26 protein-coding genes are annotated in these 24,784 nt (G+C 48.8%); 12 read left to right on the forward strand and 14 right to left on the reverse strand.

Going from position 1 to position 24,784, the window contains the following annotated elements; translation table 11 throughout:
* The first annotated feature begins 381 nt into the window (after positions 1 to 381).
* The 3 genes from J2Y43_RS18170 (at position 382) to J2Y43_RS18180 (ending at position 2,793) form a co-directional block, all read left to right on the forward strand.
* A complete protein-coding gene (locus J2Y43_RS18170) occupies positions 382 to 1,089 on the forward strand; it encodes an RsmE family RNA methyltransferase (RefSeq protein WP_309985275.1) in 708 nt (235 codons plus the stop codon).
* A gap of 166 nt (positions 1,090 to 1,255) precedes the next feature.
* Positions 1,256 to 1,915 (forward strand): DUF4159 domain-containing protein, encoded by a 660-nt coding sequence (locus J2Y43_RS18175; protein ID WP_309985277.1) that lies wholly within the window; start codon positions 1,256 to 1,258, stop codon positions 1,913 to 1,915.
* A gap of 131 nt (positions 1,916 to 2,046) precedes the next feature.
* The gene (locus tag J2Y43_RS18180) at positions 2,047 to 2,793 is read left to right on the forward strand and encodes an acyl-CoA desaturase (protein ID WP_223407981.1); all 747 of its coding nucleotides are present in this window, start codon (positions 2,047 to 2,049) and stop codon (positions 2,791 to 2,793) included.
* Positions 2,794 to 3,211: 418 nt separating this feature from the next.
* On the opposite strand, the gene J2Y43_RS18185 is transcribed toward J2Y43_RS18180, so the two are convergent.
* The 5 genes from J2Y43_RS18185 to J2Y43_RS18205 form a co-directional block, all read right to left on the reverse strand.
* Entirely contained in the window at positions 3,212 to 4,594 is a 1,383-nt protein-coding gene (locus tag J2Y43_RS18185) for a HAMP domain-containing sensor histidine kinase (protein ID WP_223407983.1), read from the reverse strand.
* A 3-nt stretch (positions 4,595 to 4,597) separates the two neighbouring features.
* Positions 4,598 to 5,275, reverse strand: coding sequence for a response regulator transcription factor (locus J2Y43_RS18190; protein ID WP_309985281.1), 678 nt, complete (start codon positions 5,273 to 5,275; stop codon positions 4,598 to 4,600).
* Positions 5,272 to 5,805, reverse strand: coding sequence for a 5' nucleotidase, NT5C type (locus J2Y43_RS18195; protein WP_223407987.1), 534 nt, complete (start codon positions 5,803 to 5,805; stop codon positions 5,272 to 5,274). Before J2Y43_RS18195 ends, J2Y43_RS18190 begins: the two co-directional genes overlap by 4 nt.
* A complete protein-coding gene (locus J2Y43_RS18200; RefSeq protein ID WP_309985283.1) occupies positions 5,805 to 7,106 on the reverse strand; it encodes a dihydrolipoamide acetyltransferase family protein in 1,302 nt (433 codons plus the stop codon). Before J2Y43_RS18200 ends, J2Y43_RS18195 begins: the two co-directional genes overlap by 1 nt.
* Positions 7,107 to 7,170: 64 nt before the next feature.
* Positions 7,171 to 8,442: a competence/damage-inducible protein A gene (locus J2Y43_RS18205; RefSeq protein ID WP_309985285.1), complete on the reverse strand. Its 1,272-nt coding sequence runs from the start codon at positions 8,440 to 8,442 to the stop codon at positions 7,171 to 7,173.
* A gap of 107 nt (positions 8,443 to 8,549) precedes the next feature.
* On the opposite strand from J2Y43_RS18205, the gene J2Y43_RS18210 reads away from it, so the two are divergent.
* On the forward strand, positions 8,550 to 9,275 hold the full coding sequence (locus J2Y43_RS18210) for a DUF4197 domain-containing protein (protein WP_309985287.1): 726 nt from the start codon (positions 8,550 to 8,552) through the stop codon (positions 9,273 to 9,275).
* A gap of 34 nt (positions 9,276 to 9,309) precedes the next feature.
* Positions 9,310 to 9,651, forward strand: a complete 342-nt coding sequence (gldC, locus tag J2Y43_RS18215) for a gliding motility protein GldC (protein ID WP_106595357.1) — start codon at positions 9,310 to 9,312, stop codon at positions 9,649 to 9,651.
* Between the two features lie 33 nt (positions 9,652 to 9,684).
* Here gldC and J2Y43_RS18220 read toward each other — a convergent pair whose 3' ends face one another.
* From J2Y43_RS18220 to ispG, 3 genes are read right to left on the reverse strand one after another with little or no spacing between them, the layout of a single operon-like run.
* On the reverse strand, positions 9,685 to 10,044 hold the full coding sequence (locus J2Y43_RS18220) for an MmcQ/YjbR family DNA-binding protein (protein WP_309985289.1): 360 nt from the start codon (positions 10,042 to 10,044) through the stop codon (positions 9,685 to 9,687).
* Complete coding sequence (locus J2Y43_RS18225) at positions 10,041 to 10,220, reverse strand: DUF6728 family protein (protein ID WP_090379576.1); 180 nt, start codon at positions 10,218 to 10,220, stop codon at positions 10,041 to 10,043. The genes J2Y43_RS18220 and J2Y43_RS18225 overlap by 4 nt, the downstream gene beginning before the upstream one ends.
* A gap of 8 nt (positions 10,221 to 10,228) precedes the next feature.
* Complete coding sequence (ispG, locus tag J2Y43_RS18230; protein WP_309985292.1) at positions 10,229 to 12,232, reverse strand: (E)-4-hydroxy-3-methylbut-2-enyl-diphosphate synthase; 2,004 nt, start codon at positions 12,230 to 12,232, stop codon at positions 10,229 to 10,231.
* Between the two features lie 316 nt (positions 12,233 to 12,548).
* Here ispG and J2Y43_RS18235 point away from each other — a divergent pair, with 316 nt between their 5' ends.
* From J2Y43_RS18235 to J2Y43_RS18245, 3 genes are read left to right on the forward strand one after another with little or no spacing between them, the layout of a single operon-like run.
* Positions 12,549 to 13,277 carry a hypothetical protein gene (locus J2Y43_RS18235; protein WP_309985294.1) on the forward strand — a complete coding sequence of 243 codons (729 nt, stop codon included), beginning with the start codon at positions 12,549 to 12,551 and terminating at the stop codon, positions 13,275 to 13,277.
* 24 nt (positions 13,278 to 13,301) lie between these two features.
* Entirely contained in the window at positions 13,302 to 13,706 is a 405-nt protein-coding gene (locus J2Y43_RS18240) for a hypothetical protein (protein ID WP_309985296.1), read from the forward strand.
* Positions 13,707 to 13,710: 4 nt separating this feature from the next.
* Complete coding sequence (locus J2Y43_RS18245; RefSeq protein ID WP_309985299.1) at positions 13,711 to 14,796, forward strand: T9SS type A sorting domain-containing protein; 1,086 nt, start codon at positions 13,711 to 13,713, stop codon at positions 14,794 to 14,796.
* 22 nt (positions 14,797 to 14,818) lie between these two features.
* On the opposite strand, the gene J2Y43_RS18250 is transcribed toward J2Y43_RS18245, so the two are convergent.
* From J2Y43_RS18250 to J2Y43_RS18260, 3 genes are read right to left on the reverse strand one after another with little or no spacing between them, the layout of a single operon-like run.
* Complete coding sequence (locus J2Y43_RS18250) at positions 14,819 to 15,901, reverse strand: galactokinase family protein (RefSeq protein ID WP_309985301.1); 1,083 nt, start codon at positions 15,899 to 15,901, stop codon at positions 14,819 to 14,821.
* Positions 15,902 to 15,907: 6 nt separating this feature from the next.
* Entirely contained in the window at positions 15,908 to 17,134 is a 1,227-nt protein-coding gene (locus J2Y43_RS18255; protein WP_309985304.1) for a sugar MFS transporter, read from the reverse strand.
* 58 nt (positions 17,135 to 17,192) lie between these two features.
* A complete protein-coding gene (locus J2Y43_RS18260) occupies positions 17,193 to 18,545 on the reverse strand; it encodes a Gfo/Idh/MocA family oxidoreductase (RefSeq protein WP_309985306.1) in 1,353 nt (450 codons plus the stop codon).
* Positions 18,546 to 18,850: 305 nt separating this feature from the next.
* On the opposite strand from J2Y43_RS18260, the gene J2Y43_RS18265 reads away from it, so the two are divergent.
* Together J2Y43_RS18265 and folE are read left to right on the forward strand one after the other, a co-directional pair.
* Positions 18,851 to 19,267, forward strand: a complete 417-nt coding sequence (locus J2Y43_RS18265; protein ID WP_223408017.1) for a 6-carboxytetrahydropterin synthase — start codon at positions 18,851 to 18,853, stop codon at positions 19,265 to 19,267.
* Positions 19,227 to 19,916, forward strand: coding sequence for a GTP cyclohydrolase I FolE (folE, locus tag J2Y43_RS18270; RefSeq protein WP_309985311.1), 690 nt, complete (start codon positions 19,227 to 19,229; stop codon positions 19,914 to 19,916). Before J2Y43_RS18265 ends, folE begins: the two co-directional genes overlap by 41 nt.
* Positions 19,917 to 20,026: 110 nt before the next feature.
* Here folE and J2Y43_RS18275 read toward each other — a convergent pair whose 3' ends face one another.
* Together J2Y43_RS18275 and J2Y43_RS18280 are read right to left on the reverse strand one after the other, a co-directional pair.
* Positions 20,027 to 20,950, reverse strand: coding sequence for a sugar phosphate isomerase/epimerase family protein (locus J2Y43_RS18275; protein WP_309985313.1), 924 nt, complete (start codon positions 20,948 to 20,950; stop codon positions 20,027 to 20,029).
* A 26-nt stretch (positions 20,951 to 20,976) separates the two neighbouring features.
* A complete protein-coding gene (locus J2Y43_RS18280; protein WP_309985315.1) occupies positions 20,977 to 21,990 on the reverse strand; it encodes a cation diffusion facilitator family transporter in 1,014 nt (337 codons plus the stop codon).
* Between the two features lie 38 nt (positions 21,991 to 22,028).
* On the opposite strand from J2Y43_RS18280, the gene J2Y43_RS18285 reads away from it, so the two are divergent.
* Together J2Y43_RS18285 and J2Y43_RS18290 are read left to right on the forward strand one after the other, a co-directional pair.
* Positions 22,029 to 22,583: an NUDIX hydrolase gene (locus J2Y43_RS18285; RefSeq protein ID WP_223408026.1), complete on the forward strand. Its 555-nt coding sequence runs from the start codon at positions 22,029 to 22,031 to the stop codon at positions 22,581 to 22,583.
* A 1-nt stretch (position 22,584) separates the two neighbouring features.
* Positions 22,585 to 23,199 carry a LysE family translocator gene (locus J2Y43_RS18290; RefSeq protein ID WP_309985317.1) on the forward strand — a complete coding sequence of 205 codons (615 nt, stop codon included), beginning with the start codon at positions 22,585 to 22,587 and terminating at the stop codon, positions 23,197 to 23,199.
* A 2-nt stretch (positions 23,200 to 23,201) separates the two neighbouring features.
* Here J2Y43_RS18290 and J2Y43_RS18295 read toward each other — a convergent pair whose 3' ends face one another.
* Entirely contained in the window at positions 23,202 to 24,770 is a 1,569-nt protein-coding gene (locus tag J2Y43_RS18295) for a GH3 auxin-responsive promoter family protein (RefSeq protein ID WP_309985319.1), read from the reverse strand.
* Positions 24,771 to 24,784 lie beyond the last annotated feature (14 nt).

A 24,784-nucleotide genomic window follows, 5' to 3' on the forward strand; every position in this document is an offset into this window, starting at 1 on the left:
AAAGTGGTGACGAATAATTATAACGGCACAATATTAATGCAAAAATGTATTTACAAAAAATAAATGTTAGGAAAAATTAACCATCCACAGAATATTATTGTGTTCGTGGTAGTATTGTCAGTAAAAAATGTACTATTCTAATAAAATGACGTGGCTTCAAAAAGTAACGTTTCGTGGGAATTTTTTGCTAAAAAGTCTGAAACAGGTTGAAAATATGCCTTTGCAAACATAAAATACCGAGAATATCCAATAAACTGTCATTTTTGAATCCGCCGTCTGATAGAATTCTGCGGGGATTGTAAATTTTGTGCTGTTGCCGATATTTTGTATATTTTTGAAGGCTTCAGCGGTATTTGCTCACATTATCACAATATTGGAAAAATGCATTTGTTTTACCAGCCTGACCCTCACGTTTTTGAACTCGACGAGGAGGAAGCAAGGCACAGTTCGAAGGTTTTGAGGCTGGGTTCCGGCGATATGATTTATGTCACAGACGGCAAGGGATTGCTACAAAAATGCCGGCTCAACATTCAGGGGCGAAAAGTAGGTTACGAAGTGATAGAATCCAAAATGACGGAGCGAAGAAATTTCGCCGTCAATATGGCGATCGCGCCCACGCGTAAGGCCGAGCGCAACGAATGGATGGTAGAGAAAATGACCGAAATAGGCGTGGAGCGCATTGACTTCGTGGTGACCGAGCATACCAACCCGGAGACGTTGAACCGCGTGGTGAACCTGACGAGGCTGAACCGCATCGCCGCTGCTGCCATGAAGCAGTCGCAGCAATATTATATGCCTGTCATTACAGTAAATAACAAGTACGAGCCGTTTATTAAAAACGTGGGCGATACCGTCAGGCTGATCGCCTATGTTCCGGAACAAAATACGGTGGAACACGTTTTCAGTAAAATAAAGAAGGGTAACGACACGACGCTACTAATCGGCCCGGAAGGCGATTTCAGCCCCAAGGAAGTGGAACTGGCGCTGGAAAGCGGTTTCGAAACAGTGTCGCTGGGTCCAACCAGGCTCCGTACCGAAACAGCTGCGGTTGCAGGATGCCATGCGATTAACCTGGCGCAGGTTTTGTAATGTTGAATGATTGAATGACTGAATAGGTTTCTAGTCATTGGGTTAGAAGTGGTCATGAAATTGTCAGGTAGAGTTAAACAACACCTGACCATCCCTGACCACACCTAACTTTCATTAAGCCATTCACTCATTCAATCAATCATTCATTCACTCATTCAATCATTATATGAACACCCGCCTCGTTATTATCGCCTTAATAATCAGCACTTCGATTGCTTCATTCGGGCAATCGTCGTTAAAGATCGCCAAGCTGAAATATGGCGGCGGCGGGGACTGGTATGCCAATAAAACATCGCTGCCGAACCTGATCAAGTTCTGTAACGCGGAGTTGAAAATGAATATCAATCCGGTAGAAGACGTGGTGGAAGTAGGCAGTCCGGATATTTTCTCATATCCCTTTGTGCATATGACCGGGCATGGGAACGTCGTTTTTAGCGATGCCGAGGCATTAAACCTGCGGAATTACCTGCTTTCTGGTGGTTTTCTGCATGTGGACGATAACTACGGCCTCGACCAGTTTATCCGTCGCGAAATGAAGAAAGTCTTTCCCGAACTCTCATTCGTAGAGCTTCCGTATGACCACCAGGTTTATCATATGAAGTACAACTTCCCCGACGGCCTGCCAAAAGTACACGAGCACGACGGCAAGCAGCCCCAGGGCTTCGGGTTGATCTGGCAGGGGAGGCTGATTTGCTATTACAGCTACGAAACCGACCTCGGCAACGGCTGGGAGGACCAAAGCGTGTACAACGATCCTGAGGAAATGCGCCGTAAGGCGTTGCAAATGGGAGCGAATCTGCTTAGCTACGCTTTCATGATCGAGTAGGGTTGGAGCAGGCTCGGGTGTGGGTAAAGCCTATGGCTATATTCCAAATTTAGTTTGGGAAATTTCGGTTTTCTAACCTTTGGCACTTACTTTTGTGCAAAGTTTAGCATATTATCATTTTCCGCCATTCCATGTATATAGTTCTGATTGTATTTGTTGTACATTGGTATTTGTCACTGTTCTGTCAAACCTTTTTCCTGCACCGCTATTCCGCTCATAAGATGTTCATAATGAGCAAGCCGTGGGAACGGTTCTTCTATTTGCTTACCTATCTTTCACAAGGTTCTTCCTACCTGAGCCCACGTGCCTATGCGATCCTGCACCGCATGCACCACGCGTTCAGCGACACCGATAAAGACCCGCATTCACCGCATCATACCAAAAACGTGTTCACGATGATGTGGGAGACCAAAAACATTTACAATGCCGTATTGAACCGTAAACGCGCGGTCGAAACACGTTTCGAGCGTAACTACCCTGAATGGAATTTTGTGGAAAAGCTGGGTGACTCCTGGATTTCGAGAGCGGGCTGGGGTGTGTTGTATATTGTATTCTACGTGCTGGCATACATTTACCTGGATATGCACTGGGCGTTCTTCTTCCTGTTGCCGATCCACTTCCTGATGGGCCCTATCCACGGTGCGATCGTTAACTGGAGCGGACACAAATACGGTTACCAGAACTTCGATAACGACGATAAGTCTAAAAACTCCCTGATCTTCGACTTCCTGATGATGGGCGAGCTTTTCCAGAACAACCACCACAAACGCCCGAATTCGATCAACTTCGGTTCCAAGTGGTTCGAGGTTGACCCGACTTACCCGGTGATCAAGCTGCTGAATAAGTTAAAGATTATCGAAATCCGAAAGAAGCACTAATGCATGATGTTCTGATCGCATTGTAGTCAGAAGTGGTCAGGTGCGGTTAAGGGTTGTCATTTGTAGTCAGGGATTGTCATTGATAGTCATTGATAGAATGGGAGGAGAAATTGGTCAGTCGGCCGGTTTCTCCTCTCTTTTTGTATCAATCACCACATCTGACCATACCTGACTACAACTGACAACATTTGACTCTCAATGACCATACCTGACAACACCTGACCACATTTGACAATACCTGACCACAAATGACAAAAAAAAATTGGCAGGCGTGAGAGACACCTGCCAAGTTTGCTTATTAACACCACAAAAAATGAAATCCTTTGAATGGTCGGTTAGCGAAGTAGTATCGCCCTGTCGACATTACAAATAAGATCAACAATACTTAGAAAGGCGTTAATAATAAGTTAGAATTTCCTTAGAGACGTAAAAAAGTTAAGCGAAACGTCGTGCCTTTCGGAACGTTGGATTGAATGCTGATGCTGCCGTTGTGCAGCTTTACAATGCGCTCGACGAGCGAGAGGCCGATGCCGTAACCTTTGATATTCGCGGTATTGTCGCTGCGGTAGAATGGCTGGAAAACTAAGCTCTTGTCCTTGTCGGGAATCCCCTTGCCATTGTCTGAAAACGTTAGCCCGAGCTGTCCGCGAGAGGGAAGCAGGCATACATTCACCGCATTGTCGTCCGAGAATTTGCAGGCATTGTCCATCAGGTTCAGGAATGCGGTTTTGAGCAGCGTCGAATTGCCTGTGATTTCGAGCCAGGTATCGTCCTCCGGAAGTTCGTCGAAATTGAGCTGAATATTGTACGCAGGGTTGGCCTGGGCAAGGTTCATGCGGCAGTCGAGCAGCAGATCGTCCACGCGGATCAGCTCGGTAAGCAGGTCGCGCTGGTCTTCGCTGACTTTCGCGAGTTCCAGTAAAGTATTAGAAAGCTGGCCGAGCTCCTGAATATCTTCCAGTACCGAGCGGATCGTCATCTGGTACTCGGCCGGGTTGCGCTCTTTAAGCATGCTCACTTCCAGTTGCGACTTGATCTTCGTCAGCGGATTTTTCAATTCGTGCGATACGTTTGCGACGAAAATTTTCTGCATTTGAAAGGCCGTTTCAATGCGGTCGAGCAGTTTATTGAAAGTGATCGTCAACCGCCCGATTTCGTCTTTCTGGTTGGGTACATTGAGGCGTGTATCGAGTTTTTGGGGCAAAATGCCTTCCACCGCATTCATAACCTTCGAAATAGGCCGTAATGCACGTTTAGAAAATATCCAGCCCACGATTGCTACCACGAATGTCACGACGAGGTAGAGCACGGTAAGCAGCGTTTTGAGGTTGGAAAGGTTTGCCTGTCCGTACAAGTCCTTGGCACCGAGCATTACCACTGCTTTGTTGAAGGGATATTTGTAATAAAGTCCTACCACTTTATAATCGCCGTCGTCGTAGCGGATCTGGCCTGCTTTGCGGATTTCGTCGAGCCAGTAGTTGGAAACGTGGAGCGCTTTGAGCTGCGGGGTGGTGGAGTTGCTGTAAATGAGCCGGTTCTTTTCGTCGAAAATGAAGATATTCTCGTCGTAGATCAGGTCGCGATTGGTTTCGTCCAGGGCTTTGAGCACTTCCGCATTGATGAGCGGCACCTGTACTTTCAGCAATAGCTCGGCCTGTGACTTCGCTTTCGAGCGCAACCGGTCGTAAAAGTCCTCGGTAACATTATAGTAGGTAAAAAAATAGACAGCCAGAAAGGTGACCAGCAAAATACCGCTTACCAGCAAGGAAAACTGAACCGTAAGTCGGGTGCGTATTTGCATAGCTTATTCTACTTTGAGCACATAACCCATTCCAAATTGTGTGTGGATGAGTTTCACGGGATAATCTTTGTCGATCTTCTTGCGAAGATAATTTACATATACTTCAATGACATTGGTACCGGTGTCAAAACCGATGTCCCAGACCTGCTCGGCGATCTCGACTTTTGAGATAACCCTTCCCTGGTTACGGATCAGGTACACGAGCAAGTTGAACTCCCGCGCCGTCAGATTGATCTTATTCCCCGAACGATAAACGGTTTTGGCATCCAGCGAAACCTCCAAATCGGCAAAGCGTAGCACCTGAGCAGTATGCGATACGGTCGATCCGCGCTTTGTGAGAGCGCGTACGCGTGCGAGGAGTTCTTTAAATTCAAATGGTTTGACGAGGTAATCGTCTGCGCCGGCATCGAGGCCCGTTACTTTGTCGTCCGTCGATCCTAATGCAGTGAGCATGAGGATCGGCGTCTCGTCGCCCCAGCTGCGGATTTCGCGGCAAAGCTCTATTCCATTAATACCGGGAATGATAATGTCGCTGATAATCAGTTGGTAAACATTGCTGCGGGCGAGCTGCTTGCCGATGAGCCCGTCGTAGGCAATATCTACTTCATATCCATTCTCTTCCAGTCCTTGTCGTATCGACTGCAATGTTTTGGGCTCGTCCTCTATCAGTAACAGTTTCATACGCTATGCAAGAATAGTTCCGACACTTCCTTCCAGCTCGAAACGCGCTTGTAGGCCGTTTCACGGAGGTTGTGCGGGGATGAAAAAAGAATGCCTTTCCCTTTGAACGCCGCCAGGTTACGTACGTGATCGTCGATCAGGTAATCGGACTGGATAATGCTTTTATACCCGCAGAAAACCACATTGGTCCACGGGATAAATGGAAAGTGTTTTTTGAGCCAATCGAACTTATCACGGAATGAATTCGGGAATTCCATGCAGGCTGTCGCCACGAACAGCTCGTAGTATTTCGAAAGTTGGTGAACCGTTTCGATTGCTCCTTCTTTTACCTGGATATCCGCGAAAAAGCCCGGCGTGTCCATGATTTTGTGCAACTTCGAGAGTTGCTTTGGATGCAATAATTCTCTCAAACCTTTGGTCTGGAAATCCTCGCGGTGCAATGTGGTCGAAAAATCGGCGAGGACAATGTCGACCAGCTTTTCGTGGGTATTCGCCAGCACATCGTCCATGTCGAGGGTCAATCTCAGCATCAGATTATAGTTCGGCTAATGTCGAAGTTTTCGAGGTAATCGTTCACGCGTTTCAGGAACAGGCCGCCCAGCGAGCCGTCTACCACGCGGTGGTCGTACGAGTGCGAGACGAACATCATGCTCCGGATACCGATCAGGTCGCCCTGAGAGGTTTCTATCACGGCCGGTTTCTTTTTAATGGCGCCGAATGCCATAATCGCCACTTGCGGCTGCACAATTATCGGCGTGCCCATCAGGTTCGCGAATGCACCGATATTCGAAACGGTGTAAGTACCTCCGGCCAGGTCATCGGCTTTCAGGCGGTTTTCCCGCGCGCGCTTGGCGAGATCGTTCACCTTGCGGGCGAGGCCGGGCAGGTCATAACGGTCTGCATTGTGAATCACCGGCACGATCAGGTTACCGTCCGGCAATGCCACGGCCATTCCTATATTAATATCTTTCTTCTTGATGATCTTGTCGCCCTCCACCGAAATGTTGATCAGCGGGTAATCCTTAATGGCTTTCACCACCGCTTCGATCAGGATAGGGGTGAAGGTGATGCTGTCGCCGGTTTTCCTGCGATATTCCGCCTTCACGTGCTCGCGCCAGCCTACCACCGGCGTCATATCGGTTTCGATAAATGAGGTAACGTGCGCCGAAATCCGCTTCGATTCTACCATTCGCTGTGAAATCATCTTCCGCATGCGGTCCATTTCGATGATCTCATTACTGCCGTTCAGTGAAGTGGCCGGTGCAGGGGCCATCGCAGCCCCTTTTTTGCGACGATGCTCAACATAAGAGAGGATGTCGTCCTTCGTAACCCTGTTTTCGAGGCCGGTTCCCTTAATTACCTTCAATTCATCCACCGGAATTTGTTCCTCCCTCGCAATGCTCAGCACGAGCGGCGAATAGAACGCGTTAACCGCGGAATTCGCAGGGGCATATTCATAAACCGGCTCGGGCGTTCTGCTCGCAGCCGTTTGGAAATCCTTTTCAAGTGCGGCTACCGATGCAGCTATCTCTGCCTCTTCTTCCACACCCACCAGCACAGGAGCACCTGCATCCTGGGCAACCACATCATCGGCCACCTCAATTTGCGCCACAGCACTGCCGATCGGCACTACGTCGTCGACTTTGACGAGCCATTTGGTGAGTGTTCCCTCGTATGGGCAAGGTACTTCGGTATCTACTTTATCGGTAGCCACTTCCAGGATGGAGTCATCGATACGCACCTTTGCACCTTCTTCTGCAAGCAGGTGTAGTACGGTGCATTCCATGATGCTTTCCCCCATAGGAGGCATTACCATTTCAACTATTTTCATAAATGGTGTTTTTTCGAAGGTAAGGAAAACATGCTTTCGTTACCTCTTTGGTCCTGATCTTCGTTTACCCTTTTACCGCGAGAGAAGTTTTTAAAATGGTTTTTCTCAGCAGATTGAGTGCGTAAGAGCAGGTTAGTTCTATATTGATTTTTCTGTTGTTCCGTAGTGTCAGGAGCTGGGTAAATGTCTCCTCCGGCGTCGCGCAGGCGATCCATACCGTACCCACCGGCTTTTCCGGCGTGCCGCCATCGGGGCCGGCAATACCGGTTGTGGAAATAGCGAATGTCGTATTCAATACACGCCTTGCACCTTCGGCCATTTCACGGGCAGTTTGCTCGCTCACTGCGCCATAGGCTTCAAGCGTTTCGCGTGATACGCCGAGCACACTCATTTTTACTTCATTGCTGTAACTTACCACCGAGCCTTCGTAGTAACGCGATGAGCCCGGAATACTCGTGATCTGGTTGGCCACATACCCGCCCGTACAGCTTTCCGCGGTCCCGACGGTTGCATTATGGCTCATGAGCAATGCCCCGATCACCGTTTCCAGTTCATCCGAATCATAACCGAATACATACTCTTCGATCAGCGGGAGTACCAATGCAACCTGCTCGTCCAGTTGTTTGTCCAACACAGCCTGATCCGTTCCTGTGCCGGTAAGCCGGAGCTTCACCTGGCCGAAATGCGGGAGATAGGCGAGCTTGATATGCTCCGGCAATGCATCTTCCCAGGCGGAAATCTTTTCGGCCAAAAACGACTCGCCGATACCGATCGTGCGGATTTGTTTATGCTGGATAATATGGGTCGAAAACCGCGCTTTCAATCTCGGCAGGATCTCGAACTCCATTAAATTCTTCATTTCGAAAGGCACACCGGGCAGCGAAACGTAAATGACCCCATCCTTTTCGAACCACATGCCCGGGGCCGTCCCCCAAAGGTTCGGGATGTAGGTGGCATTTTTGGGGAGTGCCGCCTGCTGGGTGTTCATTTCGGTCATAGCGCGACCGCGTTTCGCGAAAAACTCGGTCACTAATGCAAGAGCCTCCTGGTTAATTTCAAGTTCGGTGCCGAAGTACTCGCAGAAAGTGTGCTTGGTAATATCGTCGCGCGTGGGCCCAAGGCCGCCTGTTACGATCACGACGCTCACCCGCTGGCTCGCCTGCGTGAGCGCGTCGAGAATATCCTGCTTATTGTCACCAACGGATGTTTTCCTTGCCGGACGGATACCGATGTCAGTGAGTTGGGTGCCAATCCATTGTGTATTCGTGTCGACGATCTGACCAAAAAGAATCTCGTCACCGATCGTGATTATTTCAGCCCTGGCAGAGGAAATCATAGATTGAGAACAGGTTAAATGGGACCGTTATTTTCCCAAAAATAAGTAAAATTAATCGTTATTGAGTACGTTTGAACCGTAGTGAAATATTAACAAACTCTATTGTAATGAAATACAAAATCCTTTCGTTAACGCTGTTTTGGCTCATTTTAGGACACGCATCATATGCTCAGTTCAACCTCGGAAAGCTGCTCGGGAAGGGCAGTGGAAAGAGTGGCGGACTCAGTGAGAATGAGATTGTTCTGGGCTTGAAAGAGGCATTGAACGTAGGCATCAGCAACGGTTCGGAGTCGGCATCCAAGGTGGACGGGTTCTTCAAAAACGAACTGATCAAGATAGCTGTACCACCGGAAGCGCAGAAAGTCGCGGACGCATTGCGCAAAATGGGTCTCGGCGCCGAGGTCGATAAATTTACATTATCCCTTAACCGCGCTGCTGAGGATGCCGCCAAGAAATCCAAACCAATTTTCGTGAAAGCGATTACTTCAATGACGGTGCCTGACGCGCTGAGTATTCTGAAAGGCCAGGACGATGCCGCCACGCAGTATTTGAAGAAATCGACGAACGACGAGCTATTCAAGACGTTTTTCCCGGTTGTCGACAGTACATTGAACCTCAATAAGGCGACTGAATATTACGCCGACATCGTTAAAACCTACAATCAGCTCCCGTTGGTCAAAAAGGTGAACCCCGATTTGAAGCAATACGCGACCCAAAAGACCATCGACGGCCTCTACGTGCTGATTGCGCAGGAGGAAAAGAAAATTCGCGAAAATCCGGGTGCCCGGGTGACCGATTTGCTGAAAAAAGTGTTCAAGCAGGCAGGCAAGTGAGTTTTGCTTACTTTTGTAAAAATTAACACCTAATATGAAAAAGTCAGAAATACATTTTACCGTTGAACTTGACGAAAAAAATATACCGGAAAAGATCTTTTGGGACGCGACCGACAACCCGAACGAGGGTATCAACGACACGCGTGCGATCGCGATCGGTGTGTGGGACCATTACCACCGCGGAACGCTGAAGATCGACCTGTGGACCAAGGATATGGAGGTTTTTGAAATGAAGCGCTTCTATATCGAGCTCATGAGCGGTATCGCGGATACCCTGCTGACGGCCACCAACGACCGCGGCATGGCGGATATGATTGAAGGGGTTTGCGACACGTTGAGCAAGCGCCTGGATGAAGAAATGAAGGCAGCTAAATAGCAAAAAAAGAGCGGTGAGAGCCGCTCTTTTTCGTTATTCCATATTCTTCAATTCTTCCTTCGTTTTCTTCGGCAAACTCGCTGCAACCAAGTCGTAGGAATCCTTCACCCAGCTGAAGAGCTCGTCGCTGGGAATACTTCCCGTGACGTACACGGTGTTCCAATGCTTTTTATTCATGTGGTATCCCGGTTTTACATCGGGATATTTTTCCCTTAGCTCCTCGGCCTTTTCCGGGTCGCATTTCGCATTGAACTGATGCTGCAGAGAATCCAGCGGCGTAAGCAGAAAAACTTTCCCCATTACTTTAAAAACCAATGTATCCGGACCAAACGGCAGTTCTTCCGTTACACCGGGCAATTTCAGGCAGTATTCTCGCAGCGTTTCGAGATTCATCGTGTTAAGGCTCTGACAATCATGATAATGACACAAATCAGGAACATGACGATCGAGATACGGTTGATCCCGTGCATCATGCGCAAGTTGAACGAATCGGGGTTATTAGGGTCGCGTTTTTTGAAGACGCGGATGAAGTAGGAAAATACTTCGCCCAGTTGAAAGTACTTTTTCATTGTATTGTTTAAACCAAAATTTCACGTTCTTCCGGCTCAATCCACCGGCCATCTTCCCGGATCAGCTCGATCAGCTCTTCCACCGCTTTGGACGAATGCACCGACCGTTTGATCACTTCCTGCCCGCGGTACAACGCAATCTTGTCCTTGCCCATACCCACGTAGCCGTAATCCGCATCGGCCATTTCACCGGGGCCGTTCACGATACAGCCCATAATGCCGATTTTTACACCTTTCAAATGCTCTGTATGCTTACGGATCATTGCCGTCGTTTCCTGTAAATCAAACAATGTACGTCCGCAGGAAGGGCAGGAGATATATTCCGTTTTCGACATCCGGGTGCGCGCCGCCTGCAAAATACCGAATGCAATGCTGTTATAGGAAGCGGCTGCTTTCAGCTTGTCCGCGTGCGTCGTGTCTTCCGCAAATAAAGGCGAAAGTAGCGTTCCGTCACCGAAGCCGTCCACCAGCAAACCACCGATGTCTGTTGCGGAATGTAATGTCAGCTTGTCGCCGAGATCCGTTTCGTAGCTCCGGTTAATGATTACCGGCGTTTTGACGTGGAGCTCCGTCAGTTTATAGAAGAACCTCCGCATTTCCGGCATCGCATGCGCATTGCCCGTGTGCAGCACAAGTACGACGTTGTTTTTGCCTGAAATGCCGTTCAGAAATGCCTCGTCGAAAGAATGGATGTCGCCTTTGATAAAATTCAGCCCGGAGGAACTCTCTTTCGCGGGATTCCATTCCGAAACATCGAAAAGCGGGAATTTAATGTGCTTTTCATCGTGTACCAGCCATTGCGGATAATCAAGAATCTCGCGCAGGCCATTCGGCAGCATGAAAGGCACCGGTTTTTGGCCTGTGTAAATGAAGTCGGCCCCCTGGTCGTTCATGGCCCATTTATCAGGGACCGGCAGGAAAAAGTGGCCGATGCTTTTGAGGTCATCCAGTTGTCCAACTTCGATGTTCGAATAATCGGCGATCACACGCGGCACATTCAGATGGCCGATGTTGTAAACCTCCCGGGTATCACGACGCGTATATTGAAATGGGTTGATCGGACAATGGTCGATCGGTTCGATAGGCGTATGCGCAGCGCGCGATGTGTACCGTTCGATCAATGCTCGGGCCACGGGGGCTTCTTTTTCCGGCGCTTCGGTCAGTGAAACGCGTACCGTATCACCCAAACCGTCTTCCAGCAAAGTCCCGATTCCTACCGCCGATTTAATGCGGCCGTCCTCCGCCTCTCCGGCCTCGGTAACGCCCAAATGCAGTGGATAAGGTTTCAAACCTTCCTCATCCAGCCTTTGTACCAACAGGCGGTAAGCTTCCACCATCACCTGCGTATTGCTGGACTTCATCGACAGCGCGATGTTGAAATAATTGAATTCTTCGCAAATCCGCAGAAATTCCAGCGCAGACTCTACCATTCCCAGCGGCGTATCGCCGTAACGGCTCAGAATGCGGTCCGAAAGCGAGCCGTGGTTGGTGCCAATGCGCATGGCAGTGCCGTATTCCTTGCAGATTTTAACGAGGGGAATAAACTTCTCCCGGATCCTTTCCAACTCGGCAGCGTAGGAAGCGTCGGTGTAATCGATTACCTCGAAACGCTTGCGGTCGGCATAGTTACCGGGGTTAATGCGCACCTTCTCGACAATGCGGGCGGCCAGTTCGGCGGCATTGGGGGTGAAATGTATATCGGCGATGAGCGGCACCTGAATGCCCAGCTTACGCAGTCCGTTGCGAATATTTTCCAGATTCTGGGCCTCCTTCACGCTCGGCGCGGTGATGCGCACATACTCGCACCCCGATTCCACCATCCGGATCACCTCGTCGATCGAGCCCTGCGTATCCATCGTATCGACAGTCGTCATGGATTGCACGCGGATCGGGTAATCGGAGCCCATCGGCAGATCGCCGATATGAATGGAGATCGTCTTGCGCCGTTCATAGGCGGTCAGCGACGGGCAGTAAATATTGGTTTTTTGTTCAGAAGGTGTGATCACGGTCATTGAATGGTCATATCGACAAAGGTCTTAAAACTAAAACACAATTGGAATGCCAATGGTGCATTTTTCAATTTTCGTTGACGGCTTTGTAACCGTTGCATTTCAGAGTCGTAGGCTTTCTATATAACGGCCGCTTGTACATCAATCCCTGCCAGACACACATCCCAAATTAAATAGTTATGTTTTGTATTTGAAAAGTTAAATATTTGTCACGCCAGGCCCCGCCAGTCTACGGCAAATCAATAGCTCAACTTTCCGGTTTTTTCGCCCAAATGAGGGCGACACCTGCATGTATCATTTATCATGTAACCAGAGCTATATGGAAAAAATCGGTTTATGCCTGATCATCACTTTGCTTTCATCCGGCCTGTCCGCGCAAACACCCTTGCAATGGAATTATCCCTGCAAGCCGGGAACCGAATGCTGGAACGCGCTCACATCCGTCGAGGAGCGGCAGATTGCCTGTCAGATTACGGGATTGGATTTGAAGACGCTGACTACGGAGGAGTTGCTGCTGATTACGATGGAGCATCCGTTTTTTCGGAGTTATGTCGCGCATGACAGCCCGCTTGAAGGGTTGGGGTTCGCGTTGGAAGGATTCAATGGGTTCGAGGAGTTTAGGAAGCGGCCTGATGCGATGAAGGCTGCCTGCAATGTCTATTTCAGGGAGGATTTCAGTCGAATCAAGGCTATGGCCGACAGTGCTGAAATGGGTGCCTATTCTCTCAAATGGATAGGGGTGGAGCTGATAATGTGTGATGATGCGCTTTTAAGTCAAATGTCCTCACAGGAGAAAATTGACTTTTTGAAGCGGCTGCATGCACAGTTACGCATTAAGCAACGGTATCGGGATGTGTTTGGAGGCATTTCGGATGCGGTGAGTGCTTACATCTTTGATAAGGTGATGCATTCGATGGGCGATCGGGTGTTGGAAAGCCATTATGAGGCGGAGCGTATGAAGGGGTTTCGGGAGCGATTGATTTTGCGGGATCCGCGTCAAATCGAATTGTTGCTGGACAAGTTTACGGAGTATGTTAAAAATCATTGAGTTGTACTAACAAAATCAAAAGTCATGAAAGCATTTACATCATTCGATGCGTGGTATAATGTGCTTGTAATGAGGCTTGTTGCCTTAGTCGTAATTGGACTTCCATTGATTGGCGGATCTTGTACGAAAGCTGAAATTAAGGAATACGAAATCGGAGAATCGTGCTTTACAAAAGAATCGCTTGAAACAGTGCCTTGGGTAAAAGATCAGCTGGCTTTTTTCCAGGTTCCCAAGCAGGGACCATTGCGGGTCGCTGTGTATCAGTATCGAGATGAGTATTACCTCGCTTTTGAAAATCCGTCACTTTCATCGCCCATGTCTTACATATTTAATTGTGATGGGAAGACGATTGGTGAAGTGAGCATTCACTATAACGAGTTCTATGGGCAGAATAAATTGATGACAGTATTATTGGAAGCAAAATATTGATCCCATGAAACATTTTTTAGCATACACATTTCTTATCGGATTCCTGGCTACAAAGACCAATGGCCAGGTAAATACTCCGAACGGTGTGCAGGTGCCACCCGCCGCATTATTCGCATACCTCGATGCATGGCCAAACACAAATGCTCAGCTGCAATCGTTTCAAAATGATATTCAAAATGGGTTTTATGGGGCTAGTTGTGTTGTGTTGAATGACTACACCCGGCAGTACAACTGCCATGGTTACGCATGGCACGTTTCGACAGGTGGAAACAAAATTGGTATCGATCAGGTAACCCATGGAGGAGTTACGCCCTACGTATCTGGGGTGAACCCGAGCTATACTCAGACCATCTATAATGGAACTCAGGGTAAACTTCGCGTTCGATATTCTGGTGACCACTCAGCCGTAACCACTTATGATGCAGGTAAATATATTTCGAAATGGGGTGCAGGACCGCTGGTTAAGCATAATGCAAATGATGTTATGCCAGGTTATGGCGTACCATCCAGCTACTGGACCTGCAAATACGCTCCGCCACTAACCAGTGTTTACCTCGACGGCAAGCTGATTTCCGGAAGTTTCCAGAACACCACCTGGGGTGCGCACAATATGCAAATCTTCTGGGGACTAGATCCGGATACCGGGCCTACGTTTAGTTCAACCGCCGCGAGTACCATTATCAACAACCAAAGTTCTGGGACTGTAAATTTTACATTCAATGGCCCCTCCAATAACGGCGGACTGTCAATCGCATTCTGCGGGGCACCGCGGTACTCGTTTACATTCTTCAAGTCAAGCAGCGCTAAAATGCAGATATATCCCAATCCGGTTCAGGATGACGAGACCATTACAGTATCGTCAGAATCCGAAGTGGATGTACAAGCGGTGAATCTGGATAATAAGGTTAATAGGATAATAAAAATAAGCCTTCTTGACGATCGGCAGCGGGTTTTATACAACTATTTACCGAATGCGGAAGGAAACCTGACGACCGTCAAATTAAGTGCAGTCTTGAAAGGGACCTATTTGTTAAAGGCAACTTTCGAGGATGGGACGGTACAGACGAAGCGAGTTGTAGTGGAGAAATGAGCGACAAAGCGCCCCGGATCGATTATCCTTCAATCCGGGTGCCTTCGTCAACAGTAATGATATAACTTTTGCCGCCCTCGCGCTCGATGGCAGCGGCTACTTCCTCTGCGTGTGTAGGCGCGTAGGCAAACATGCAGCCGCCTCCGCCTGAGCCGTTGATTTTGCCGCCTAATGCGCCGGCACCGAGTGCGGCGTTCATCATGCGTTCGATTTTCGGGGTGGAAGTACGCTTGTGGTCGCGGAGGTTCTGATAATGCTTATACAGCAGGCCGCCGAATTGCTTATCGAAATTCACGCTCGCATGGTCCTCCGCGCTGTCGATCAGTAATGCTTTACCTTCGACGAGGATGTCACGGTCTTCGATGTTGGCTTTCAATAGACCCAGCTGATCGGTAGAAAGTATGGATTTGTAATCGCTTACTTTTTCGATCGGTGTGGTAAAGATGGAAAAAGACGGGTCGTAATCGGTGACGATCCTGATTACATCTTCCATTCCGTACCGGCAACGGGCAATGATACCCAACGTGTCTTTGGGTTCCAGAGAATCGCCGAGGACAAATGTTCCGAGCTTGGGAGTCAATGCTTCTACCTTGATAACCGGTGTTGATTCGAGGTAAATGACATTACCAATGGCAGTGGAATAGTTATCCATCATGCCGCCAGGCTCGCCGAATTCCAGTACTTCGGCTGCATTGGCGATTTCTCCAAGTTCCTTTTTTGAAAAATTGAGTGGTTTGTCGCTCAGCTGGTCCAGAAACTTTGCCCACGAAACGATCAGCGCCGAAGAGCTGGATGTCCCCGAATTGATGGGAATATTGCCGTGAATCGTTGCTTCAAAGCCTTTCGAGAATGTTAATCCCTTTCTTTTGACAACGTTAATCGTGCTGCGGAAATAATCGCGCGGCTTGATGTAAGGAAAAGTCGTGTCGAGAGAGAATTCTTCTTGGGTGCCCAGATCGGGCAAATGCAATATTATTTTTTGATCATCGCGATAACCGCCGTCAACGCTAATCCTACGCGATATGGCCGCTGCGATCACGGGGAGCCCCAGGTAATCCTGATGTTCCCCGAAAAAGCAAATGCGGCCGGGAGTTGAAATCCTCATTGTGAACTACCAGCTTTTCTTTTTGTGGCCTATGTAGCCGAAATACAGCATATAAATGTAAAGTGGAACCAAAATCCAGTAGGCTTTCTGCGTACTGCCGATCGAGTCGGCGATGCTTCCGTACACCAAAGGTAATACCGCGCCGCCGGAAATACCCATTACGAGCAATGCAGATGCGATTTTTGTGAATTTGCCCAATCCACTCAACGCCAACGGCCACAATGCAGGCCAGATCACCGCGTTGGCAAAACCGAGGATTGCAATGCAAAGCACGGAAGTAAAGCCGGTTGAATTGACGGCGATTACCGTGACTATCAAGCCAAGGATCGCGGAGAATTTGAGGTAAGCTTGTTGCGATACATATTTAGGAATCAACACGATACCCAACACATACCCGAACATCATACCATATAATGTATAAGTACCGAACAAACGGGCCTCTTCTTCCGGGAAGCCCAGCGATACGCCGTAGCTGATGATGGTGTCACCCGCGATCACCTCCGCACCTACGTAGCAGAACAATGCCAATACACCCAAAACAAGGTTAGGGAATTGCAGAACACTGGTTTTCTGGACCGCAACCTGTTGTGCAGCCAGTGGTGCGTCATCCTCTTCCTCTTCGCTTACTTCCACGAGTCCTTTCGACATTCTGATAATGATCGCCAGGGCAACCAGCACAACGGTTAGTACGAGGTAAGGCATTGCTACCTTGTCCAGCTCCGACTTCGGATCGGCGGAGGAGGCACCTGCGAGCAGCAGTTTTCCAAAAATAATCTGGCTGAAAATACCCGCGGTTTTATTGGCAATACCCATGATACTGATCCGCTGGGCAGCACTTTCGCGCGGGCCGAGGATGGTAGCGTAGGGGTTCGAGGCCGTTTGCAGTACAGTAAGCCCGATACCAATCGTGAACAAACCAGCCAGAAACAGCGGGTATGAGGCCATTTCCGCAGCCGGGATGAATATGGCTGTTCCTAATGCCATCACGATGAGGGCAAGTGACATACCGTTTTTAAAACCGGTTTTTTTCAAAACCATTGAACACGGTATGGCCATAACGGTGTAAGAAATGAAAAACGCGAACGTAACCAGGTAGGAACTGGTGTTGTCGAGGGTAAATGCTTTTTTGAAGAAGGTGATCAGTGTTCCGTTAACCCATGTGACGAAACCCATCACAAAGAATAGAATGCCGATAATGAAGAGGGGACCCAGGTAACTGTTCTTTTTGCTCATTTAAGTCTTATTTGAAAAAGGTTGTTCAGGTTATTATGTATTTGGTTTGTTATAATACTCAATATTCGTCATTCAGGCCAAAAATCCGCTGATTTGTTCGCCATTTTCCCCTGGTAAAATCCGGAATCTCAACGGGCGAGCTCCCGCGGGCGATGGAGAGTTCGGACAATGGGCTGATGGCGCTCCACACAGCTGCGTCGTAAACGTCGATCGGCGGAGCGGTTTTACGCTTGATAGCTTCCACAAACCCGCGGAGGACGAAATAGTCGATACCTCCGTGTCCTGCATTCTCTGCTTCTTTGGCATATTTGGCCCAAAGGGGGTGATCGTTTTTGTCGAGATAAGGTTTATCAGGTTCGCCGATGTGCTCTTTGGGTGATACGCCTTCGAGGTAAATCGTGTGGCCGTCGTTCATCCAAATGCCTTCGGTTCCCTGCGCGCGGAACGCGAGCGAGTAGGGGCGAGGCGAGTTGGTATCATGGATGAGCACGATGTTTTCGCCATTATAGCATTGGATCATCGTGGTGACGATATCCCCCAGCTTGAAATTCACTTTCGCATTGGGATGATCCTTGCCGCCGTGGTCTACCACATATTTGTGCAAACCGCGTGATTTGGTGGCTATGGACGTCAGGTGCGTAAAGCAGTTGCCCCGGTTGATATCGAGCCAATGCGCTACCGGGCCGAGGCCGTGGGTCGGGTATAGGTCGCCGTTGCGGTCGACCGAATGTTGGGTCCGCCATTTAGCTTCCGAAAACCCTTTTGCACCAAATTCGACGCCGTGGCCTTCATTGCTTGTGCCGGTATTGAACTTGATACCCCGCAAATCGTGCTGGTAACCGCAATGCGCATAGGTCATTTCGCCAAACATGCCGGCCCGGATCATTTTGAGAATAGCCATCACATCCCGGCGGTAGCACACGTTTTCAAGGATCATGCAGTGCGAGCCGGTCTTTTCGAAAGTATTGACCAAATCCCAGGATTCCTGCAAAGTCACAGTCGCGGAAACCTCCACAGCCGTATACTTTCCCGCATTCATCGAGGCCAGCGCCATGGGTACGTGCCATTGCCAGGGCGTAGCAATGAGTACACCGTCGAGATCGTCACGCTTGACGAGGTTCATAAAATCCTCCTCGCCTTTGGAATACACCGCCGGTGCTTTACGACCCGCTTTTTTGATTTTATCGAGGGTGATGTTGACGGCCTGGGGATCGATATCACAGATCGCGTTGATTTCCACATCCGGGCGGAACAATGCCTGCTCCACGTGGTTACGGCCCCGCAACCCGACGCCAATAAACCCTAAACGTACATTTTCTGCCGGTTTCTCTTTTTTCAAATTCAGCGATGGAATAATCCCCGCGACGGGCGCGGCCAATGCTGTTTTTTGCAGAAAATCACGTCTATCCATATCAAAATCTGTTGAATGTTAGCGGCACAGTTGGTAAAAGATTATTTGGTCTTACCTGGTCCCGGGCTGCAATTTACACGCAAATGCCGGATTTTTAAATTTTTTTATTAATTAAAAGTTGACTTTGCGGACGCTTTCAGGTAACACTAAATAGGATTGCCGTGAACAATTTGCTAGCTTACAGCGTTTACCCAAAGCAAGAGACTTCTGAGAGCGACTCACAGCATGCTCGAACCCTTAAATGTGTTGGACACAAACTTTGTAACGACATTTAAGGCAAACGAAAATTTTAAGTGGTTTAAAATATGGTGCAAAAGGTGGCGGTGTTCCGGAAGGAGCATTTCAATGCGGCCCATCGTCTTCATAATCCGGCATGGTCGGAAGAAAAGAACGGGGAGGTTTTTGGAAAATGCAATAATCCCAACTTTCACGGACACAATTATGAACTGATCGTGCAGGTGACGGGGCCCGTTGATCCCGAAACCGGTTATGTGATCGACATGAAAGTGTTGAGTGCCATATTGAAGGAATCCGTTATCGACCGGTTCGACCACCGGAACCTGAATCTCGACGTTGAAGAATTCAAAACCCTTAATCCGACCGCAGAAAACATTGCGATCGTTATTTATTCAATTATCAGACCCAAAATTGAAGCAGGTCTTGACCTGAAAATCAGATTATATGAAACAGAACGGAATTTTGTCGAGTATCCAGTCCAGTGAAGCTTTGGACATCGAAGAGGTTGGTGACGATCATTTGTTTTCAGGAATAGATACTCCCCTCCGCAAGGACGCGTTCGCGATGGAGGACGAGCTTAAAATGGAGTTGATCGAAAAGCATTTCCGCCACATTATGGAGATCATGGGTCTCGATCTGACGGACGATAGCCTCAAAGGCACACCGAAAAGGGTTGCGAAAATGTACATCAAAGAGGTATTCAGTGGTCTTGATCCGAAGAATAAGCCGGCGATTGCGCTTTTTGACAATAAATATAAATACAACCAAATGCTGGTTGAGAAGGACATTTCGGTGTTCTCAAATTGCGAGCACCATTTCGTACCAATATACGGCAAGGCGCACGTGGCTTATATTTCGAGCGGAAAGGTGATCGGCTTGTCGAAACTGAACCGCATTGTAGAATACTACTCCAAACGCCCGCAGGTACAGGAGCGGCTTACCGTGCAAATCGCTAACGAGTTAAAAGAGGCATTACAAACGGAAGATGTTGCCGTGGTAATCGACGCGCAGCACATGTGCGTACAGTCACGCGGGATCCGCGACTCGGGCAGCTCGACAGTTACGGCCTATTACGGCGGTAAATTCGAGGAGGAAACGACCAAGAAGGAGTTTTTGGCCTATCTCGGAATGTAAAGCTCAAACAATACCTGACTACGGCTGACTATAAATGACAACACCTGACAAATAGCTTGTCAGGTGTTGTCATTTATAGTCAAGTGTTTCACTTGTCGTTGCAAATGCGATTATACTGTCGGGCCTACGCGTTCGAGGAGTGCTTTGGTCGCCTTGATACCATCGTATTCCGAAAGCTTGCTTCCTTCATACTCGATACCCGCAATGCCTTTGAAGCCGCTTGCCTTCACTACTTTCAGTATTTTAGCGTAGTCGGTTTCGATACAGTTTCCTTTTTCATCGAAATCGTAAGTTTTCGCGCTCACGCCTTTTGCGAATGGCATAAGCTCCTGGGTACCCAGGTAACGGTCGTATGACTCTTCGCAGCCGGTGGAAGAACGTTTGATACAGAAGTTACCGAAATCAGGCAGGGTACCTACGTTTTTCATATTCACCTGCTTCATCACGCCCGACAACCATTTGCCATTCGAAGAAGAACCACCGTGGTTTTCAACGATGACATTAATGCCGGTTTTAGACGCAAATTCGCCCAGTTTGCTCAAACCTTCTACCGCCGCTTTCGCGATTTCTTCGTCCGAGCCTTTACCGAATGCATTCACGCGGATGGTTTTGCAACCGAGGTATTTCGCAGCTTCCACCCATTTGTAGTGGTTTTCAACGGCTTTGTTACGTACCGCAGCGTCGAGTTCGCCCAGGCCGCCTTCTCCGTCAATCATGATCAGGTGGTTGGTCACGCCATTATCTTTCGCTCTTTTCAATAGCTCGGCCAGGTAAGTTTTATCTTCCGCTTTGTCTTTGAAGAACTGGTTTACGTATTCTACGATCGAGATGCCGAACTCTTTTTTAGCGAGTTCAGGGAAATCGAGGTTGGTGATTTTTTTCGCGAAAAGTTCCTTGTGCAATGACCATTCGGCCAGTGAAATGTCAAACCAAAGCTTTTTAGCAGCCGGTTCGGCGAACAGATCAGTGAATGCAGAGGCAGCAAGCGCAGTGGCTCCGGCCTTTTTAAGGAAATCGCGACGAGAAAAGTCCATGATTGGTTAGAATTTAGATTTGATTATTATTCCTGAATATTGATTCTGGCTTCGCGGTACAGCTTCTCGTTTTTGGTGAGCTTGGCTGCGTCCCATTCGATGTCCTGCACGAACGCGTGCTTGCGTACGGGACAATTGTCGATCCTGCAAAAGTAGCAACATTGGTATACGCACGGATCGGCATGGACAAAAATTTCCGTTTCGCCCGGCTGCTGCGCTTTGAGAATGTTCTCGAAATCGTGGATCGTTTCGTGCACTTTTTGCAGTTCCCAGTAGTAGGGTAATGTCAAATGGCAGTCGATATGCAGGTCGGAGCCGTATTGCTGGGCGCGTAGGTTATGGACGTCGATCCATTCATCCTTTTTGTTCTCATTCAACGTGTGAATGACCTTGTCGAGCAGCAATTCATCGCTGGCGTCCATGAGTCCGGCCACCGATTTGCTGACCAATTGCGACCCGCTGTAAGCGAGAAAAAGCCCGAAAAACAGGGAGGCAACGCTGTCGATCCATACATAACCGGTTAACATAATCAACCCAACACTCAAAATAAGCACCACGCTGCTAATGCTGTCCGACATTAAATGTTTCCCGTCGGCTACCAATGCCAGCGAGTTGGCCTTACGCCCCTCGGTGAGCAGCTTATAACCGATCGCGGTGTTAACGAAAATCGTAAAAACAATAAACAGCGAACCTTGTGCCAGGTTTTCGATCGGTGCCGGGTCCATCAGCCTTTTCACGGCTTCCACCACGATGAAAATCGATGCGATGATGATCAATGCGCCTTCAAACCCGGCCGAGAAAAACTCGACTTTGCCGTGTCCGTACGGGTGGTTCCGGTCTTTGGGCTGAGAGGAAAGGTAAACGCTGTAAAACGCAAAACCGCTGGCGATTACGTTGATGATCGATTCCAGGGCGTCGCTCAGGATGGCGTTGGAAGAGGTAATGTAGAATGCAAAAAACTTCAATGCTGTCAGCAGAATGCTGGCCACAAAAGACAGCATGATGAGACGTTGTTTAAGCTTATTTTGGTTTATTTGCATTTGAGATTTGTCAATGAAAGGCCAAAAATACTAAGAAAATGCGGGTTATATCCACTGAAAATAACTGGAAAACACTATCGTCGGAAACCGTTTATGAGAATGCCTGGCTGGAACTCAGTCACCGTGACGTGATTAACCCTTCGGGTAACAAAGGCATTTACGGTTTGGTTAAATTCAAAAACCAGGCGATAGGGGTGATCCCGGTGGACAGCGACAACAACATTTACCTCGTGGGCCAGTACCGTTACGCGATCGACGAATATTCCTGGGAAATCCCGGAAGGCGGCGGGGCGCTCGGCGCCGATCCGCTCGACGCCGCCAAACGCGAGCTGAAAGAGGAAACCGGTCTTCTGGCGAACAAATGGACTAAACTTTCCCGCATTCACACCTCCAACTCGGCAACTAACGAAGAAGGATTCCTCTTCATTGCCGAGGAGCTCACGCAAGACCAGGCCGAGCCGGAAGATACTGAGGATTTGCAAGTGTGGAAATTGCCTTTGAAAGAAGCAGTAGAAATGGTTATGCGCTCCGAAATCACCGATTCGCTTTCGGTAGCTGCCATATTGATGACTGCCAGACTGAAAGGTATCTGATATGCTGCAAGCGTTACTTTACGGCACGCTGACGGGCGTCGCATTGTGTCTTACTTTCGGGACCGTTTTCTTTTCCCTGGTCCAAAATAGCGTAGATAATGGCTATCGAACGGGCATCAAAATCGCGTTCGGCGTGTTTATCTGCGACATTATCTTCGTATTCTTCGCCATTTTCGGGACGGCATTGCTGCCCGATATCCCGCATTTCCAGCAATGGATGGCCGGAGCAGGCGTGGTGTTCCTGATTGCGTTGGGGCTGAGCAATATCATCAAAGGCCAGCCGCAGATCGCCGAACCGCAAACACGTTTTGGAAACTTTCTGTACTATTTCACCACCGGCTTCCTGCTGAACGGGCTGAATCCCGTGAATTTCATCAGTTGGGTGACAATAGCTTCGTACATCCGTACGAACCTGCATTATAACCTTAACCAGGTCATACTATTCTTCGCGGCGAGTGTGATTGCGGTATTTTTGGTGGAAAGCGCCATTGCTGTCTTCGCGCACAGGCTCAAAAAGCTGTTCACACCCAAGGTAGTCACCGTATTTAACAAAGTGACAGGCGTGATTTTTATTCTCATCGCCTGTCAGATTGCTTATACCAATTTTTTGAAGTAGCGTTATTCTTTAACGTAGCCTTCGGTTTTCAGGAAATTTTTCCAATCATTAATCAGATCTTTCTTGAAAACGCGGGGGAATTTGTTCTGTCCGCCGAGCTTGCCTTTGGATTCCATCCAATGGTAGAATGCCTGGTTGGGCAGCACGTTTACAAATACTTCTTTCAACGCGTGACGGCGCTCCACAGCGTAGTCATCATTGAGCTCAGCGAGCTTGGCGTCGAGTTTTTGTTTCAAAACTTCTGCATCTACATTGGATTCTTCCACGCCCACGTACCAATCGTGCGCGAACAGGCTGCCGTGCTCGATGCCGCAAACGGTAAATTCCTTCACCGAAATACCCATTTCACGCGAAACGAGGTCGATCGCCTTGTTCATATTGTCCACCGAAAGGTGCTCGCCGCAGAGGCTGAGGTAATGCTTTGTACGACCGGTAATAACGATTTCGCCGCGCGACTTATCCACGAATTTCAGCGTATCGCCGATCAGGTAACGCCACGCGCCCGAGCAGGTCGAGAGCAGCAACGCATATTCTTTTCCTTCTTCCACCTGGTCGATCATCAGCGTCTCGGGATTATCGAGCATTACGCCGTCGGAATCGAAGTTCTGAGGGGTGAAGGGGATAAATTCAAAGAAAAGTCCATTATCACAGACCAATTCCATCCCTACCGCACCCGGCCGCGACTGGTAGGCGATAAAGCCTTCCGACGCGAGGTAGGTATTGATGTAGGTCATCGGCTTGCCGAGCAGCTTCTCGAAACCTTTGCGGTAAGGCTCAAAAGAAACACCTCCGTGCGCGAAAACCTGCAAATTCGGCCAGATTTCGTGGATGTTTTTTACATTATAATGCGCGATGATCTTTTCGAAAAGCAGCTGGATCCACGCAGGCACGCCTACCACGAAGCCAATGTCCCATTCGCTCGCCACGCGCGTGATCTCTTCCAGTTTCAGGCCCCAGTCGCGCTGCGCTGCGATTTTCTGGCCCGGTTTGTAGTAAGGGCGGAACCAGCGCGGGATCTGCTGGATTTGAATACCGCTCAAATCGCCTGCCAAACTCCCGGTATCATGCGGGTTCAGGTTAGTACTGCCGCTAAGCATCAGAAATCCCTTTTCGTACAAATCAGGCGGGAGGTCCTTGTAATGGCCTAACGACAATATCTGGCGGATACTCGTTTTCTGAATGGCTTTGGTCATGGCCTTCGTCACCGGAATCTGCTTCGAAGCCGCTTCCGATGTTCCCGAGCTCAATGCATAGTATTTAACCGTGCCCGGCCAGCACACGTCCTTATCGCCTTCGAGCGATTTGTGCCACCACTCGTTGAATATCTTGTTGTAATCGTAAACAGGCACCGTGCGCTTGTAGAGCTCGTAAAATGCGCCTTTTTCACCGAAAAGAATGGAGGAGAGCAGTTCGTCGAAATTGTACTTCTCGCCGAACTCGGTATATCTGGCCTTGGCCAGGAGTTTGGCCAAAGTTTTTTTCTGCTGCTGGTGTAAACTTGCCTTGCGGCGGTTGGCAACGATGTTGCTGAAATGGATGCCTTTCTTTAATAAACTGCCTACTAATGCCATAGCTGTTGGTTAAA

This window comes from Dyadobacter sp. BE31 (genome assembly GCF_031457695.1).
GTDB lineage: Bacteria > Bacteroidota > Bacteroidia > Cytophagales > Spirosomataceae > Dyadobacter.

Coding starts and splice junctions, on each gene's coding strand:
- J2Y43_RS18170 (WP_309985275.1), top strand. CDS start 382: ATGCATTTGTTTTACCAGCCTGACCCTCACGTTTTTGAACTCGACGAG.
- J2Y43_RS18175 (WP_309985277.1), top strand. CDS start 1,256: ATGAACACCCGCCTCGTTATTATCGCCTTAATAATCAGCACTTCGATT.
- J2Y43_RS18180 (WP_223407981.1), top strand. CDS start 2,047: ATGTATATAGTTCTGATTGTATTTGTTGTACATTGGTATTTGTCACTG.
- J2Y43_RS18185 (WP_223407983.1), bottom strand. CDS start 4,594: ATGCAAATACGCACCCGACTTACGGTTCAGTTTTCCTTGCTGGTAAGC.
- J2Y43_RS18190 (WP_309985281.1), bottom strand. CDS start 5,275: ATGAAACTGTTACTGATAGAGGACGAGCCCAAAACATTGCAGTCGATA.
- J2Y43_RS18195 (WP_223407987.1), bottom strand. CDS start 5,805: ATGCTGAGATTGACCCTCGACATGGACGATGTGCTGGCGAATACCCAC.
- J2Y43_RS18200 (WP_309985283.1), bottom strand. CDS start 7,106: ATGAAAATAGTTGAAATGGTAATGCCTCCTATGGGGGAAAGCATCATG.
- J2Y43_RS18205 (WP_309985285.1), bottom strand. CDS start 8,442: ATGATTTCCTCTGCCAGGGCTGAAATAATCACGATCGGTGACGAGATT.
- J2Y43_RS18210 (WP_309985287.1), top strand. CDS start 8,550: ATGAAATACAAAATCCTTTCGTTAACGCTGTTTTGGCTCATTTTAGGA.
- gldC (WP_106595357.1), top strand. CDS start 9,310: ATGAAAAAGTCAGAAATACATTTTACCGTTGAACTTGACGAAAAAAAT.
- J2Y43_RS18220 (WP_309985289.1), bottom strand. CDS start 10,044: ATGAATCTCGAAACGCTGCGAGAATACTGCCTGAAATTGCCCGGTGTA.
- J2Y43_RS18225 (WP_090379576.1), bottom strand. CDS start 10,220: ATGAAAAAGTACTTTCAACTGGGCGAAGTATTTTCCTACTTCATCCGC.
- ispG (WP_309985292.1), bottom strand. CDS start 12,232: ATGACCGTGATCACACCTTCTGAACAAAAAACCAATATTTACTGCCCG.
- J2Y43_RS18235 (WP_309985294.1), top strand. CDS start 12,549: ATGGAAAAAATCGGTTTATGCCTGATCATCACTTTGCTTTCATCCGGC.
- J2Y43_RS18240 (WP_309985296.1), top strand. CDS start 13,302: ATGAAAGCATTTACATCATTCGATGCGTGGTATAATGTGCTTGTAATG.
- J2Y43_RS18245 (WP_309985299.1), top strand. CDS start 13,711: ATGAAACATTTTTTAGCATACACATTTCTTATCGGATTCCTGGCTACA.
- J2Y43_RS18250 (WP_309985301.1), bottom strand. CDS start 15,901: ATGAGGATTTCAACTCCCGGCCGCATTTGCTTTTTCGGGGAACATCAG.
- J2Y43_RS18255 (WP_309985304.1), bottom strand. CDS start 17,134: ATGAGCAAAAAGAACAGTTACCTGGGTCCCCTCTTCATTATCGGCATT.
- J2Y43_RS18260 (WP_309985306.1), bottom strand. CDS start 18,545: ATGGATAGACGTGATTTTCTGCAAAAAACAGCATTGGCCGCGCCCGTC.
- J2Y43_RS18265 (WP_223408017.1), top strand. CDS start 18,851: ATGGTGCAAAAGGTGGCGGTGTTCCGGAAGGAGCATTTCAATGCGGCC.
- folE (WP_309985311.1), top strand. CDS start 19,227: ATGAAACAGAACGGAATTTTGTCGAGTATCCAGTCCAGTGAAGCTTTG.
- J2Y43_RS18275 (WP_309985313.1), bottom strand. CDS start 20,950: ATGGACTTTTCTCGTCGCGATTTCCTTAAAAAGGCCGGAGCCACTGCG.
- J2Y43_RS18280 (WP_309985315.1), bottom strand. CDS start 21,990: ATGCAAATAAACCAAAATAAGCTTAAACAACGTCTCATCATGCTGTCT.
- J2Y43_RS18285 (WP_223408026.1), top strand. CDS start 22,029: ATGCGGGTTATATCCACTGAAAATAACTGGAAAACACTATCGTCGGAA.
- J2Y43_RS18290 (WP_309985317.1), top strand. CDS start 22,585: ATGCTGCAAGCGTTACTTTACGGCACGCTGACGGGCGTCGCATTGTGT.
- J2Y43_RS18295 (WP_309985319.1), bottom strand. CDS start 24,770: ATGGCATTAGTAGGCAGTTTATTAAAGAAAGGCATCCATTTCAGCAAC.